12 protein-coding genes and 2 pseudogenes are annotated in these 15,008 nt (G+C 72.7%); 8 read left to right on the forward strand and 6 right to left on the reverse strand.

All coding sequences use genetic code 11. The features are described 5' to 3' along the window. The first annotated feature begins 659 nt into the window (after positions 1-659). The gene (gene proP, locus IEZ04_RS29600) at positions 660-2,132 is read left to right on the forward strand and encodes a glycine betaine/L-proline transporter ProP (RefSeq protein ID WP_189220070.1); all 1,473 of its coding nucleotides are present in this window, start codon (positions 660-662) and stop codon (positions 2,130-2,132) included. A gap of 141 nt (positions 2,133-2,273) precedes the next feature. Here the strand turns inward: proP and IEZ04_RS29605 are convergent, their stop codons facing one another. Together IEZ04_RS29605 and IEZ04_RS29610 are read right to left on the reverse strand one after the other, a co-directional pair. Further along, positions 2,274-3,512 (reverse strand): phospholipase D-like domain-containing protein, encoded by a 1,239-nt coding sequence (locus IEZ04_RS29605; protein WP_189220071.1) that lies wholly within the window; start codon positions 3,510-3,512, stop codon positions 2,274-2,276. A 178-nt stretch (positions 3,513-3,690) separates the two neighbouring features. Beyond that, positions 3,691-4,605 carry an NAD-dependent protein deacetylase gene (locus IEZ04_RS29610; RefSeq protein ID WP_189220072.1) on the reverse strand — a complete coding sequence of 305 codons (915 nt, stop codon included), beginning with the start codon at positions 4,603-4,605 and terminating at the stop codon, positions 3,691-3,693. A 238-nt stretch (positions 4,606-4,843) separates the two neighbouring features. Between IEZ04_RS29610 and gad the strand changes: the two genes are divergently transcribed. Continuing rightward, positions 4,844-6,253 carry a glutamate decarboxylase gene (gene gad / locus IEZ04_RS29615; RefSeq protein ID WP_189220073.1) on the forward strand — a complete coding sequence of 470 codons (1,410 nt, stop codon included), beginning with the start codon at positions 4,844-4,846 and terminating at the stop codon, positions 6,251-6,253. Between the two features lie 105 nt (positions 6,254-6,358). Here gad and IEZ04_RS29620 read toward each other — a convergent pair whose 3' ends face one another. The 3 genes from IEZ04_RS29620 to IEZ04_RS29630 all read right to left on the reverse strand — a co-directional run bounded on the left by IEZ04_RS29620 (position 6,359) and on the right by IEZ04_RS29630 (position 8,857). Beyond that, the gene (locus tag IEZ04_RS29620; RefSeq protein ID WP_189220074.1) at positions 6,359-6,565 is read right to left on the reverse strand and encodes a hypothetical protein; all 207 of its coding nucleotides are present in this window, start codon (positions 6,563-6,565) and stop codon (positions 6,359-6,361) included. A gap of 126 nt (positions 6,566-6,691) precedes the next feature. Then, positions 6,692-7,069, reverse strand: coding sequence for a hypothetical protein (locus IEZ04_RS29625; RefSeq protein WP_189220075.1), 378 nt, complete (start codon positions 7,067-7,069; stop codon positions 6,692-6,694). A 183-nt stretch (positions 7,070-7,252) separates the two neighbouring features. After that, positions 7,253-8,857, reverse strand: coding sequence for an alkaline phosphatase D family protein (locus IEZ04_RS29630; RefSeq protein WP_189220076.1), 1,605 nt, complete (start codon positions 8,855-8,857; stop codon positions 7,253-7,255). 176 nt (positions 8,858-9,033) lie between these two features. Between IEZ04_RS29630 and IEZ04_RS36075 the strand changes: the two are divergent. Both IEZ04_RS36075 and IEZ04_RS29640 read left to right on the forward strand, forming a co-directional pair. Beyond that, positions 9,034-9,444, forward strand: a pseudogene (locus tag IEZ04_RS36075) (SLAC1 family transporter); the annotation flags it as partial. Positions 9,445-9,593: 149 nt separating this feature from the next. After that, entirely contained in the window at positions 9,594-9,971 is a 378-nt protein-coding gene (locus tag IEZ04_RS29640) for an SLAC1 family transporter (protein ID WP_229821368.1), read from the forward strand. Here IEZ04_RS29640 and IEZ04_RS29645 read toward each other — a convergent pair. Next, positions 9,964-10,956 (reverse strand): AraC family transcriptional regulator, encoded by a 993-nt coding sequence (locus IEZ04_RS29645; RefSeq protein ID WP_189220079.1) that lies wholly within the window; start codon positions 10,954-10,956, stop codon positions 9,964-9,966. The two genes, IEZ04_RS29640 and IEZ04_RS29645, sit on opposite strands and share 8 nt — an antisense overlap. Positions 10,957-11,046: 90 nt before the next feature. Between IEZ04_RS29645 and IEZ04_RS29650 the strand changes: the two genes are divergently transcribed. The 4 genes and pseudogenes from IEZ04_RS29650 to IEZ04_RS29665 all read left to right on the forward strand — a co-directional run. Continuing rightward, positions 11,047-11,883, forward strand: coding sequence for an NAD(P)H-binding protein (locus IEZ04_RS29650; protein WP_189220080.1), 837 nt, complete (start codon positions 11,047-11,049; stop codon positions 11,881-11,883). Positions 11,884-12,086: 203 nt separating this feature from the next. Beyond that, positions 12,087-13,022 (forward strand): NADP-dependent oxidoreductase, encoded by a 936-nt coding sequence (locus tag IEZ04_RS29655; protein WP_189220081.1) that lies wholly within the window; start codon positions 12,087-12,089, stop codon positions 13,020-13,022. Between the two features lie 261 nt (positions 13,023-13,283). Continuing rightward, positions 13,284-14,252 (forward strand): calcium-binding protein, encoded by a 969-nt coding sequence (locus tag IEZ04_RS29660; protein WP_308429841.1) that lies wholly within the window; start codon positions 13,284-13,286, stop codon positions 14,250-14,252. 140 nt (positions 14,253-14,392) lie between these two features. After that, positions 14,393-15,007: pseudogene (locus tag IEZ04_RS29665) on the forward strand (MFS transporter); the annotation flags it as partial. Position 15,008: the final 1 nt, after the last annotated feature.

Here is a 15,008-nt window from a genome sequence, read left to right on the forward strand (position 1 = left end):
CGTCGTCGAGGCGCCCGAGGTCGATGCCGCGCACCTCGGCGCCGAAGCCCGGGCCGAGCCGGGTGATCCGGGCACCCGCCGAGGTCAGCCGGTCGGTTCCGGTGCCGGTTCGCCGTTCGCTGATGACGGTCATGTGCGTGGTCCTTCCGAGTGTCGTGTGTGCCGTGCCGGGGCTCGGACACGGACAGCAGGCGCGCCGGGGAGAGCGCGGCGTAGGCCAGGACGAGCGATGGGGAGCCGAAAGGGCGGGAGGGCAGCCGTCACGAGCGCGTGGAGAGCCGCCGGGTGGTCTCACCGGAGGGCGAGCACCTCACGGACGCGAGGTCAGCGACAACACGGGACGGAGCGACGACACAGGTCGACGACCGGGCGCTGCACCAAGGGTCCGTGATTCACAGTGCCTACTTCTACAACAGGGACAGTGCGTCTCCAAGAGCGAGTCCACCGACTGGGACGGGGCCCGGAACTCCGCGGACGGGCTCTCGGCCGCGGTCGTCGACCGTACCGTCATCATGTGTGACGGTATCGACAGATATGACTGAACTCGGAATTTCGTGGCAGGTTCTGCTGGGAAAGACGACAGACCAGCATGGGCTCCGGTTCCGGAGTGTTATGCCCGGAGGAAGGAGCCGGCCACGTCCTCCAGCGACAACGGGTCAGTGCCCGATTCCGCAGCGATCAAGCGTCACCGCACCCTCTTCCGGGCCGTCCGGCGCCGGCAGAACCCCAGGTTGCGCCGGTCGGACATCACGGTGACGGACGAGCGGGCGGTCAAGCGGGCGGTGAAGGCCGCCTCGCTCGGCAACGCCATGGAGTGGTTCGACTTCGGTGTCTACGCGTACCTGGCCGGCACCATCGGCCGCGTCTTCTTCCCGTCCGGGAGCGACACCGCCCAACTGCTGTCGTCCTTCGCCACGTTCGCCGTCGCCTTCCTGGTACGGCCGATCGGCGGCATGGTCTTCGGGCCGATGGGCGACAAGGCCGGCCGCAAGAAGGTGCTCGCGCTGACGATGATCCTGATGGCGATCGCCACGTTCGCCATCGGACTGCTGCCGTCGTACGCGGCGGTCGGCTTCTGGTCACCGCTGCTGCTGATCCTCTTCCGGCTGCTCCAGGGCTTCTCCACCGGCGGCGAGTACGGCGGTGCCTCCACGTTCATCGCGGAGTACGCGCCGGACAGGCGGCGTGGCTTCTTCGGCAGCTTCCTGGAGCTGGGCACGCTCGCCGGGTACACCGGAGCGGCGGGCCTGGTGACCGCGCTCACCGCCTGGCTGGGCACGGACGCGATGGACTCCTGGGGCTGGCGCATCCCCTTCCTGGTCGCCGGTCCGCTCGGCATCGTCGGTCTCTACCTGCGGATGAAGCTGGACGACACCCCGGCCTACCAGAAACTGGAGGAGGGCAACGTCCGCGTCCCGGATGCGGCGGGCCCGGCGGAGACCACGGCCCGGGGCGACCTCGCCAGGATCTTCCGCTCGCACTGGCGGATGCTGGTGCTGTGCATCGCCCTGGTCGGCGCGTACAACATCACCGACTACATGCTGCTGTCGTACATGCCGACGTACCTCTCCGACGAGCTGCACTACTCCGAGACCCACGGGCTGCTGATCCTGGTGGTCACCATGGTGGTGCTGATGCTGGTCATCAACCAGGTGGGCCGGCTCTCCGACCGGTACGGCCGCAAGCCCCTCCTGATGACCGGCATGGTGGGCTTCCTGGTGCTCTCCGCACCGGCGTTCCTGCTGGTGCAGCAGGGCAGCCTGGCCGCCGTCGCGGGCGGCATGCTGATGCTCGGCCTGTCGCTGGTGTGCCTGCTGGGCACGATGTCGGCGGCGCTGCCCGCGATGTTCCCCACGCCCGTCCGCTACGGCTCCCTGTCGGTCGGCTACAACCTGTCGACGTCCCTGTTCGGCGGCACCACACCGCTGGTGATCACCGCGCTCATCGGCGCGACCGGCTCGGAGATGATGCCCGCCTACTACGCGATGGCCGCCGCCCTGGTCGGCATCGTCGCGGTCGCCTGCATGAAGGAGACCGCACGACAGCCGCTGGAGGGGTCGCCGCCCTCGGTACAGACCGAGGAGGAGGCGGCCGCCATGGTGGAGGCACGGACCCCGGCGCCGAGGTTCTGACACGTGCCGGCACCGGCGGGCGGCGCGGGCGCACGATCCGCCGGGCCCCGCGACGACCGGGCGGCGTCCGGACACCGTGGTGATGTCCGGACGCCGCCCGGTCGTCCGCTGCGCTGCGGGCGCCGGCACCGCCGGGCCGGGCTACATGAACCGCCGGAAGGGAAGGACGGCGGCCTCCCGCATACGTCTCGGCACGGCACGCCGCTTCCAGCGCCGCGGGTCGACGGCCTCGCTGCGCTCCACGTCCGCCTCGTAGTCCCGGTCCAGCTCCGCGGTGAAGGACTGGTCCAGAACGGCGAGCATGACCTCCTCGTCGTGGTCCATGGAACGGCGGTTGAAGTTGGTCGATCCGACCAGGGAGGCCACACCGTCCACTGTGACGATCTTGGCGTGCATCATGGTCGGCTGGAACTGGAAGATCGACACGCCCGCTTCCAGCAGCCGGGTGTAGTGGTGCTGCCCGGCGAGCTGGCAGGCGCGCTGGTCGGTGTACGGCCCGGGCAGCAGGATCTCCACGCGCACGCCGCGCCGCGCGGCCTGGCACAGCAGGTCGATGAAGTACACGTCCGGGGCGAAGTAGGCGGTGGCCAGGCGGAAGCGTTCCTCGGCGGAGGTCAGCATGACGCGGAGCAGCGTCTGCATGTCCTGCCAGCCGATGCTCGCGGAGCCGCGGACGACCTGGACGACCGACGAGCCGGGCTGCGGCTGCTCGGTGAAACGGTCCCGGTCGTCGTAGAGGTCGTCGTGGCACTCGGCCCAGTTCTGCGCGAACGCGGCGCCGATGCCGTCCACGGCCGGCCCGCGCACACGCACGTGGGTGTCGCGCCACTCCGTGGGGTTGCGGGCGTCGCCGCACCACTCCTCGGCGATGCCGACACCGCCGGTGAACGCGGTGTGCTCGTCGACGACGAGGGCCTTGCGGTGGCAGCGGTGGTTCTGTTTGAACGGCGACACCCAGGCGGGCTTGCGGAACCACGCCACCTGCACACCGGCGTCGTCCATCGTCTCCAGGAGGTCGTGCTCGATCTTCTTGGCGCCGAAGCCGTCCAGCAGCAGCCGCACCCGCACCCCGGCGCGGGCCCGTTCGGCGAGTGCGGCGGCGAAGTCGCGGGCGATCTGTCCGCGCCAGTACACGAACGTCATCATGTCGATGGTGTGCTCGGCGGACCGGATGGCGTCGAGCATCGCGGGGAAGATCTGGTCGCCGTTGCGCAGGGCGACGAGCTCGTTCCCCTCGGTCGCCGCCACGCCGATCAGCCGCTCCAGGCGGCGGCGCAGCTTCTGGACGCGCTCCTGGGCGTCGGCGCCGGTGCCGGAATCGCCGGACGTGTCGGATGTGGTGCCGCCGGGATGTGGCGTAAGCGTGCGGTCAAGAGTCATGCCAGGTCTCCGAGACGACGAACAGCAGAACGGCGGTGGTGCGGTACCTCTGGCTGCCACGCCGCAGGCGAGGACGAACATCGTGCGTTCGTGCCCGCCCCGAGCCGTCCACTTCCCCGTGTTGTTGGGAACATGCCCGACCGGCACGGTGCCGTGGCGCCGGTGCCGGTCGACCCGGTCAGCCGCGCCCGCCCGGGGGCGCCGCCTCGCCGTCGACGGACAGACCCAGCCGCCCGGCCACGGTGGTGAGGGCCGTACCCAGGGGGAGCGCGACCCGGGTGAGGGCGTACCGGTCGCCCCGGGTCGGGTCCAGGTTCACGATCAGGACCGGCTTCCCGGCCTGGGCGGCCTGCCGGACGAAGCGCAGCCCGGACATCACCGTGAGCGAGGAGCCCAGGACCAGCAGCGAGGAGGCCTCGCGGACCAGCTCGCGGCAGTGCTCGACCCGCTGCGGGGGAACGGCTTCGCCGAAGAACACCACGTCCGGCTTGAGGACACCGCCGCAGACGGCGCAGGGCACCACGCGGAAGTCCCCGACCTGTTCGTCGGTGAGGTCGGCGTCGCCGTCCGGGTTGATCGCGGCCGCCACCGGCTCGAACCCCGGATTGGCCGCCTCCAGCCGCCGGGCGAGGTCGCGGCGCGGGCTGCGGGTGCCGCAGGACAGGCAGACGACCCGGTCCAGGCTCCCGTGGAGCTCCACGACGTCCTCGCTGCCGGCGGCCTGGTGCAGACGGTCGACGTTCTGCGTGATCACACCCGTGAGCAGGCCGTGCCGCCCGAACGCGGCCACGGCCCGGTGCCCCGCGTTGGGGAGGGCGCGGCCGAAGGTGCGCCAGCCGAGGTGGCTGCGCGCCCAGTACCGGCGCCGGGCCTGGGCGCCGGCCGTGAAGTCCTGGTAGGTCATCGGCGTGTGCCTGCTCAGGCTTCCGCCCTCGCCGCGGTAGTCGGGAATGCCCGACTCCGTGGAGATGCCCGCCCCGCTGAGCACCAGCACACCGCCGGCGCTCAGCGCGTCGACGACCGGCTGCGGATCCGTGGTCCCCGGCGGCAGGTCCTCGGTGGGGGTCCAGCTCAGGGTGGGGCGCATACGCATGCCGCAAGGGTACGGAACCGGCCGCCGGTACCTGTCCGCGACGGCGGAGGGACGGACGGGTCCCGGCGGAGAGTAACTCCACGGTTACCCCATGCTCGGCACTCGCGAGAGGAAAATCGAGTTAATCGGTTCGTAAATCGATCGCTCGATCGGTGGAACCGTCCGGTCCTCAGGGGCGCTCGGCGACCTAACGTCGCATACGTAACCGGGCCGTACGACCAGAAAGGCTCGCCGCCTCATGCCCCTCTTCGACACCGACACCGATGTCATGACGGACGCCCGCCTCGACCTTCTGACCACTGGGCCCGGCGCCGGCCACGGGCTCACGGAGGCCCTGCTGCCGCCGGTCGACGAGCTGCCCGTCGTGGCGTCCCGCCCCGAGGAGGCCGGCCGCCGCGTACGCGACGAACTGCTGCTCGACGGCAACGCGCAGCTCAACCTCGCCACCTTCACCACCACCTGGATGGAACCGCAGGCGCGGCAGCTCATGGCGGAGACGGCGCAGAAGAACCTCGCCGACCGCGCCGAGTACCGGCGGATCACCGCGATGGAGGAGCGCTGCGTGCGGATGCTCGCCCGGCTGTGGCACGCTCCGCACCCGGAGCAGGTGCGCGGGTGCGCCACCACCGGTTCCAGCGAGGCCGCCCTGCTCGGCGGGCTCGCCCTCAAGCGCCGTTGGCAGGCCCGCCGCCGGGCGAAGGGCCAGGACACCGGGCGCCCGAACATCGTCATGGGCGCCAACGTGCAGGTGTGCTGGAAGAAGTTCGCCAACTACTTCGACGTCGAGCCCCGGTATGTCCCGATGCAGCCGGGCCGCTACCACCTCACCGACCATGCGCTGACCGCGTACTGCGACGACCGCACCATCGGCGTGGTGGCCGTCCTCGGTTCCACCTTCGACGGCTCCTACGAGCCCGTCGCGGACATCTGCCTGGCCCTGGACGGATACCGGGCCGCCACCGGCACCGACATCCCCGTCCACGTCGACGGTGCCTCCGGTGCCCTCGTCGCCCCGTTCCTCGACCCCGGTCTGCTGTGGGACTTCCAGCTGGACCGGATCGCCTCCATCAACACGTCGGGGCACAAGTACGGCCATGTCTTCCCCGGTCTGGGCTGGGCCCTGTGGCGCGACGCCGCCGCGCTCCCCGACGACCTGGTCTTCGAGGTCGACTACCTCGGCGGCCGCTCACCCAGTTTCACCCTGAACTTCTCCCGCCCGGCGGCCCATGTCGTCGCCCAGTACTACACCTTCCTGCGCTACGGCCACGAGGGCCTGCGCGACCTGGCCCTCCGGTGCCGCGCGACCGCCCGCGCGCTCGCCGCGCGGATCGAGGACCTCGCTCCGTACCAGCTCATCACCGACGGCTCGCAGCTGCCCGCCTTCGCCTTCCGCCTCACGCCCGGCACCACCGGGTTCACCGTCTTCGACGTCTCCGAGCTGATGCGTGCCCGCGGCTGGCAGCTGCCCGCCTACGCCTTCCCCGCCCCGTGCCAGGACATCCGCGTGCTGCGCGTGGTGGTCCGGGCCGGCTTCACCACCGAGCTGGCCCGGCTGTTCCTCGCCGACCTCACCCAGGTCACCCAGTACCTCCGCACCCGCGGCGCGGACGCCGTCCCGTCGCTGCCCGAACCGTCCGCGGCCACCTGATCCGCACACCGCGGACCCCGCGGACGGGTGCGCACGAGCGCGTCGACCCGCCGCCGGGTGAGGCGGCGGGTCGACGCGCTCGTGCGGCTCTACGGGGCTGCGGACTCAGCCCTGCCACGACTCTCTCAGGCCCGAGGCGAAGCCCGAGTCCTCGTCCTGGGCGTCCTCGGCCTCGTCCTTGGACTCGTCCTCGACCTGGGCGGCGTTGCTGCTCTGGAACGGGTCCTCCGGGTCGGCGAGTGCGGTGCCCGCGCTCCCGAGTACGGCGGAAGCGGCGACGGCGGCGGCCGCGAGGGCGATACGAATGCGCACAGCTCTTCTCCTGACTGAAGACTGCTCAGGGTGGAACCCTGAGACGTTCGGTACTCACCGTAGTCAACGAAGTGCGCAGAGCGACGGCAGCCGGGAAGGGCATACGTGTTACATCGCACGTCGGGCCTACTGCTCGCGCGTCTGCCGGTGCCGGTTGTGCCACGCGATGGCGCGCCGGATCTCCGGCGCGTGCAGACCCGTGCGGCAGCCGAGCTGCGTGAGGGTGAGGGCCGGCGGACCGGTGGTCAGCGCCCTTGTGATCTTCGCGGCCCAGAGCTCTTCCTCGACGAACGGGCGCCGCCGGTACGTCTCCCGCAGTTCCTCCAGGTGCTCCTCGCGGCATGCGGTGAGGAGCCGGAGGCCGTCGTACCGGTCACGGGTGGCGTGCGCGGAGGACGAGTCCGGCACGTACTCGCGCACGGCCTCGTCGGCGGGGAAGGTCGCGGCGCACAGGTCGCACAGTTCGAGGGGGAGGGGCCGGGCGCGCTTCCTGCGTTTCCACATCGGGCCTCCCGCAGAGGGTGACGCGGATGTTCCGGCGCTGCGGCCGGACGACCGGCCAGGAGTCCATTCTTCCCGCTGGAGCCGGGCCCGACACCTCCGGCTCGCGCTTCCGGCGGCTCCGTCGGCAGCCTCTGTACCCGGTCGGCACCGTATCCGGTCGGCACCGTACCCGGACCTCGGAGGTCAGGCGCGTACGAGTCCCGGCCGCCCGATCTCGGAGACGAACGACGCCGCCGTCCCGACGGGCGCGCCCGGCCGGGTCACGTACGGCAAAGTGCGGAAGTCCGCCCGTACCCGCTCAGGGGTCAGGGTGAGGATCACATAGCCCCGGCGGCCGTTGTAGAACCTCATGTGCGGGTTGGCGTCCGTCATGACCGCCCAGTCGCGGGGCCTGTCGGCGCCGTCGGAACCGCTGGAGACGGAGGAGGCGAGGAACTCCACGGCGGCCGTCGGCGAGCCGGGGTCGTGGAAGTCGCGCAGGACGTCGAAGGCGTGGTGGACGTGGGCGTCGCCGGACAGGACCACCAGTCCGTCCAGGCCCGCCTGCTCGGCGCCGGCGAGGACGCGGGCCCGTGCGGCGGGATAGCCGTCCCAGGTGTCCATGGAGACCCGGGAATGCGCGGCCGTGCTGTTGGCGCGGCGCGAGAAGGCGACCTGCTGCACGAGGAGGTTCCAGGTCGCGGTCGAGGCCCGCAGCCCGTCGAGCAGCCAGCGTTCCTGGGCGGCACCGGTCATGGTGCGTGACGGGTCCTCCGACTGCGGTCCCGGGTACTGCCAGCCGTCGCCGTACGCCTGGTCCGAGCGGTACTGCCGGGTGTCCAGGACGTCCAGCTGGGCCAGACGCCCGTAGCAGAACCGTCTGTACAGCCTCATGTCGGGCCCGGTGGGCCGCTGCGCCTCCCGCAGCGGCATGTTCTCCCAGTACGCGCGGTAGGCCGCGGCCCGGCGGGCGCGGAACACCGGGACCGGGTCCGCGTGCTGGGAGACGTCGCCCGCGTAGTTGTTCTCCACCTCGTGGTCGTCCCAGGTCACGTACCAGGGATGGGCGGCGTGCGCGGCCTGCAGGTCGGGATCGCTCTTGAACAGGGCGTGGCGGACCCGGTAGTCGTCCAGCGTCCGCGTGGTGTGGTTCAGGAAGTCGGGCAGCGGGGCGCCGGTGAGCCTGCGCGCACCGCCCTGCGCGTCGATCGGGTACTCGTAGACGTAGTCCCCGACGAACAGGACGGCGTCGATGTCCTCGGCGGCCAGGTGGGCGTAGGCGGTGTAGTAACCGTCCCGGTACTGGGCGCAGTCGGCCAGTCCGAAGCGCCGGGCGGTGAGCGTCGCGCCGGGGAGGGGAGCGGTACGGGTGCGTCCGGTCGGGCTGATCCACGGGCCGGTGCGGAACCGGTAGAAGTAGGGGCGGTCGGCGTCGAGTCCGCGCACGTCGACGTGGACCGAGTGGCCGTCGGCGGCGGGCGCGTCGAAGACGCCCTGCTGCCGCACGGACGCGAAGTGCTCGTCGTCCGCGATCTGCCAGCCGACGGGGATCGCCCCGCAGGTCGGCAGGCCGCCGCCCGGCGTGTACGGGTCGGGGGCCAGCCTGGTCCACAGCACGACGGAGCCGGGCTCCGGATCGCCGGAGGCGACGCCGAGGGTGAAGGGGGTGTCGCCGTCCGGGATGCCGGTGACGGCCGTGTTCTGCGCGCTCACCCGCTCAGCGTGCCCGCGTCGGGGTGGGGCCGGAAGGCGCCGGCCGGTAAGGGTCTGGTTCGAAAGGGCGCGTCGGAATGCTGGAAAGGGGAGCATTGGCGCGTGTCGGAACAAGGCGCCCCGCACCCGGAGGAGACACCACGGTGAACCACCCGTACCTCGTCCCGCACCCGGCGCAGTGAGCGGCCCGGCACCGGTGACGCGGCCGACGGTGCGCGCCGGGTGCCGTGATCTCCCCTCCGCGTGCTTCGCCCCCCGTCATGGCCACCGGCATGGCCACCGGCATCGTCTCCCAGGCGCTCGCCCAGACCGGTGTCCGGGGCGTGTCCGCAGTGCTGTCCGGAGTCGCGGCCGCCCTGTGTCCGACGCTCCTGACGGCCGTCGCCGTCAAGGCCGCGTACCACCGTGACGCCGTCGTGTCCGAACTCGGCGACCCCGCCCGCCTGTTCGGGCACTTCACCCTGGTCGCGGCCGGCGGTGTCCTCGTCACGGGCCTCGGTCACGGCGCCGCCGTCGTGGGGTGTGTGCTCCTCGCCGTCGTGGCCGCCGCGCGGACGGCACTCGCGCTGGCGGTCGTCCGACTGCTGCGGGCCGGCCCCCACGCCGCGCTCCGACAGGCCGACGGCACCTGGTTCCTGGCCTGCGTCGGCCTGCGGAGCCTGGTCCTCTGCCTCGTGCCCCTCCGCCCCCAACGCCTCGTCCTTGCCGTCGCGACCCTGCTCTGGGGCGTCGCCGTGCTCCTCCTGCGCGGTCACGTCCGCAGCCGTCGTGCGGCGGCTGCGGTGCGGTCCGCCGCACCCCGCCGACCTGTCCGCCGGTTACTGGGTTCACCATGGGCGCCGCCGTCAGCACCCTCGCCGGCACCCGGCTCCTCGCGCACGAGGGGCTGCTGCGGCCGGCGGCCCGGGCTCCGCTCGGTACCGCGGTCACCGCGCTGTGGGTCTGGGCCACCGCCATGATCCCCCTGCTGCTGGCCGCGGGCGCCCGGCGCCACCTGCGCCACCGGGTCCCGCTCCGTCACGGCCCCGCCCTGTGGTGCATCGTCTTCCCCCTGGGCATGTACGCCACGGCCACCGCCCGACTCGTGTCGGCGCGGAGGGCCGGCGCCCTGCCGGTCCCGCAGCGTCCCCTGGCGTGGGCCGCCGCGGCGGTGTGGCCCGCCGTCGCGACGCACTGCGTCCACCACCGGTTCCGCCGCCGGGTCACATGACGGCCTCTCGGGCGGGCCGCCCGGCCGGGCGGGCACCGGCCGGCTGCCGGGAGGCGGCCCCGGCGGTGCGGCGGAACTCGCTGGGGCTGACGCCCCGGACCCGTTTGAACGCCGCGCTGAACGCGAACGGGTCGGAGTAGCCCACGGTGCGGGCGATCTGCGCGACGGTGGCCGTCTCGCGCTCGGTCAGCAGGTCCGCCGCGAGCGTCATCCGCCAGCGGGTGAGGTAGGTCAGCGGCGGTTCACCGACCAGGTCGGTGAACCGCTTCGCCAGCGTGGCACGCGACACCCCGGTCCGGGCGGCCAGTTCGGCGACCGTCCACGGCGCCGCCGGTTCGCCGTGCAGCAGGCGCAGCGCGTCGCCGACCACCGGATCCCACCCGGCGGAGTACCACCCCGGGGGAGTGCCGCCGGGCCGGTCGAAGTACTCGCGCAGCGCGCACACCAGCAACCAGTCCAGCAACCGGTCGAGCACCACCTGCTGGCCCGGGGTGTCGGCGGCGACCTCGGTGGCGAGGTGGTCCCACACGGGGTCGGACCCGCCGCCGGGAGGCACGCGCAGCACGACGGGCAGCGCGTCCAGCAGTCTGCGGCTGATCTCGCCGCGCACCGGGTAGGCGCCGACGATCAGTGTCGTCGCACCCGCACCGCCGTCACCGGGGTCGTACCAGCCGAGCCGGTGCCGGGTCCCGCCCTGATCGGGCGTCGAACAGAACGCGCCGCACGCGACGGGTTCGGCCCGCGTGCCCACCTCGTCGACGAAGAGGAACGGCGCGGGGCCCCGTACGATCACCGTCTCCCCGACGCCCAGAGGCTCGGGCGGGCGGTGTTCCGGCACGATCCAGCCGCCTCCGGAGAGGACGGTGCACAGCGTCAGTGGTGCACCGTCCACGAAGTGCAGCGCCCAGGGCGGGGTCAGGATCGAGCTGCCGAACAGCGAGCCCTGGGCCCGCACTCCGCGCAGCAGGTCACCGAAAGCGTCCATCCCACAAGAGTAGACGAGTTGGACGATCACCCAGGTGATCCGGCCTCTCACCCATGGAGGCGTCCGGGCATGTGCCGTTGAATCGCCGTCATGAGCAACGACACCACTCTCGTCCTCGGCGCGACCGGCAACACCGGCCGGCGGATCGCCGCCCGGTTGCGGCTGCGCGGCACGCGTGTGCGCGCCGCCTCCCGGTCGAGCCGGACCCCGTTCGACTGGTTCCGCCCCGACGGCTGGGACCAGGTCCTGCGGGGCGTCACCACCGCCTACGTGGTGCCCCCGCCCGTGCCCGGCCCGGCGCACGAGTTCGTGGCGCGGGCGGCGGCCGCCGGCGTGCGGCGCCTGGTCCTGCTCTCCGGTCGCGGTGCCGACGACTGGGGCGACTCCGCGTTCGGGCTGGACATGCGCTCGGCCGAGGACGCCGTGCGCGGTTCGGCGCTGGAGTGGACCGTCCTGCGCTCCTCCAACTTCGACCAGAACTTCGACGGGCCTCCCTTCCGCGCCCCGCTGGCCGCCGGCGAGCTGGCGCTTCCGGCCGGTGCGGTCCCCGAGCCGTTCATCGACCTCGAGGACGTCGCCGACGTGGCGGCCACGGTGCTGTCCGAGCCCGGCCGGCACGCCGGGCGGATCTACGAGCTGACCGGGCCGCGCGCCCTCACCTGGGCCGAGGCCGTCGAACTGATCTCCCGGGCCGCCGGGCTGCCCATCCTCTACAGGCGGGTCTCCCCGGCCGAGTACACCGCGACACTGGTCGGGGAGGGCTGGAACGAGGAGGAGGCCCGCCACCTCGCCGAGATGTTCGTGCTGCTGGAGGGCGGGGTGGCCACCCGGCCGACGGACGGCGTCGCCACCGTGCTGGGACGCGCGCCGCGGAGCTTCGAGGACTTCGTCGTGCGGGCCGCGGCGGCGGGGGCCTGGAGCCGATGACGTCACCGGGCGGCCGGTGACCTCCCGGCCGGCGCCACGGCTCCGGTTCCGGTCCCGGACCCCGCACGGTCACGCACGATCGTTCTCAGCCGCCGTGGCGCTTTTCCCCCTCGCGAGGGCGGGCACTCGCTCCGCCGGTGAGCGGGACGTTCGAGCGGGAGGGTGCCCGCCGCCGCACGGAACGACGACTGTAGGGATGCACCATGAAGGTTGTAGGCGTCACCGAGTTCGGAGGGCCGGAGGTCCTCGCCGTCCACGAGGTCCCGGAGCCGCACGCGGGTCCCGGGGAGGTCCGCATCAGGGTGCGGGCGTTCGCCGTCAGCCCCACCGACACGGCCGGGCGCGCGGGACAGCAGGACACCAGCGGTGTCGAGCTGCCGTACGTACCCGGTATGGATGCCGCCGGCCTGATCGACGAGGTCGGCGAGGGCGTCGAGGGCTGGTCCGCCGGTGATGCGGTCATGGCGATGGCGCTCCCGCTCGGAGGCGGCCGCGGCGGTGCCTACGCGCAGGAACTCGTCGCTCCCGTCGGGTCGTTCACCCGCGTCCCCGCGGGCATCTCGCTCGAGGAGGCGTCGACGATCCCGATGAACGGGCTCACGGCGACACAGATGCTGGAGAAGGCCGCCCTGTCCCCCGGGCAGGTGCTCGCGGTGCCCGGTGCGGCGGGCCTGCTCGGCAACTATCTCGTGCAGCTCGGCAAGGCGGCCGGTCTCACGGTGATCGCGGACGCCGCGGACAAGGACCGCGCCCTCGTCGAGTCCCTGGGCGCGGACCACGTCGTCGAGCGGGGGCCGGGGTTCGCCGACGCGGTCCGCCGAATCGTCCCGGAGGGTGCGGACGCGCTCGCGGACGCGTCCGTGCAGCGGGAGGAGGCGCTGCCGGCCGTCCGTGACGGCGGGGTCTCGATCGACGTGAGGTTCTGGGAGGGAACCGGTGAGCGCGGCATCCGCTTCGAGCGGGCCGTGGTGCGGGACGAGTACCGGTCCTTCGACAAGCTGGACACGCTGCGCCGGCGAGTGGAGGACGGCGTCCTCACGCCCCGCGTGGCGGAGGTGCTGCCCGCCGCGGAGGCCTCGCAGGCGCACCGGCGCCTCGAGGCCGGAGGCGTGCGCGGCCGCTTCGTACTGGTCTGGTGACCACCGGCCGGGTGACAGTTCCGCACCCGGCCGGGAACACACGGTCGCGCCGCTCGGCCCCCGGTCCGTGACCTCGCGCCCGGGGAGAACCGGCGGGGCGGCGCGGACGGCCGTGACAGTGGTGACAGGACGGTGACGGGAGATCCCGCAACCGTCGCAGGGGCTGCCGGGTCTTTGTTCACGGGTGCGACGGACGCCTGTATGAGTTGCGCGTCGGGACCGCCGCGCCCACCGACTGTCATCGCTGCCAGGGGGAACACCGTGAATCCGAACAGCCGCACGACCGCCACCGACCGTCCCGCCGCCTCGTCCCGTACCACCGCCTCGTCCCGTACCACCGTCTCGAAGGGGCACTTCCGCATGCGCGGGCGCAACACCATCGGGATCACCGCCGCCTTCGCCCTCGCCGCCGGCGCGGCCGCCCTCGCGGCGCCGGTCGCCCAGGCGGCCCCGAGCGACACGGCCGCCGTCGTCCACGAGGACGGCGAGCTCTGGTACAGGGCGGCCCCCGGCCAGCAGAACCGGCTGACGGTCGACGAGGAGATCGAGCACCGCGGGGAGTTCGAGTCGTACTACGTCCTGACCTTCCGCGACAGCTACGACATCGCCGTCGACGCGGACGCGGCGGACCATGACGAGTGCTCCTACCCCACCGAGGGCGACCGCACCGCGGTGCGCTGCGCGGTCAGGATCCCGGTGAACTCGGACGACTCGAACAGTTACAACATCGTCCTGAACGACGAGGACGACACCGCGACGCTCGAACCGGACAGCGAGGCGTGGGCCGGGGTCTTCGGGGGTCAGGGCGACGACGTGCTCAAGGCGTCCACGTCCGCCATGCTCTACGGTGAGGACGGCGCCGACCGCCTGGACGGCGGCGGTGGCCCGCTCGGCTTCGGTTCCTACGGCGGCCCGGGGAACGACACCGTCACCGACTGCGCGTACGACTGCTTCGGCGGGGCCGGCGACGACTTTCTGACCGGTACCGGCGAGGAGAACAACCTGCACGGCGACGACGGCGACGACGTGCTGCGCGGCGGGAACGGAACGGACGTCCTCCACGGCGGCAAGGGCGACGACGTCCTGTACGGCGAGGGCGGTGACGACGTCCTCTGGGGCAACAGCGGTGACGACGTCCTGTACGGCGGCGCGGGCACCGACGAGCTCAACGGCGGTGCCGGCAGCAACGAACTGCACCAGGACTGGACGCGGGTCCAGTCGCCGAGCTGAGCCGCGCCCCGGGCCACTGAGCCCGGCGTCCGCGCCCCGGCCGGTCCCGCACCCGTGGGGGACCGGCCGGGGCGCCATGACGTTCAGCGGCGTTCCGCGTAGCGCCGCACCAGCCGGTCGCCACCCCATCCACCGGCCAGAAGTCCCTGTACCCGACGATCCTGCTGTCGGTGCTGTGGATCACCCAGACCATCGGCTTCTTCGGCTGCTCCAGCCGGGCGCCGACCCTGCTGGCCGCCGAGGGCGTCAGCGTGGAGGACTCGATCCTCTACGTGGCCCTGACCACGGTCGGCGCGCCGCTCGGCTCCTTCCTCGCGGCGATGGTCACCGACCGGTTCGAGCGCAAGCGGTGCCTGGCGGTCTTCGGACTGGTCGTCGCCGGGTCCGGCCTGCTGTACGGGCTGAGCTTCACCCCGCTGCTCATCGTCGCCTTCGGGTTCCTGGTCAACCTCTTCGAGCGGGGCTGCACCGCCCTCGCCCACGCGTACTCGCCCGAGCTGTACGACACGCGGGGCCGCTCGCTCGGCACCAGCATCCCCTACGGTCTGGGGCGGCTGTCGAACGCGGTCGGCCCGCCGACGACCGCCGGGACCTACAACGGGGTCGGCTGCCAGGCGGTCTTCATCTTCATCGCCGGCACCTGGACCGTGGGCGCCGTCGTGCTGGCCGTCCTCGGGCCCGCCACGCGCGGGCAGCGGCCGGCGGCGGAGGGCGCGGCGAAGGAGCGGCAGGACGCGCTGCCTGCGGCGGGCTAGG

Source organism: Streptomyces ruber, from assembly GCF_014648075.1.
Lineage (GTDB): Bacteria > Actinomycetota > Actinomycetes > Streptomycetales > Streptomycetaceae > Streptomyces > Streptomyces ruber.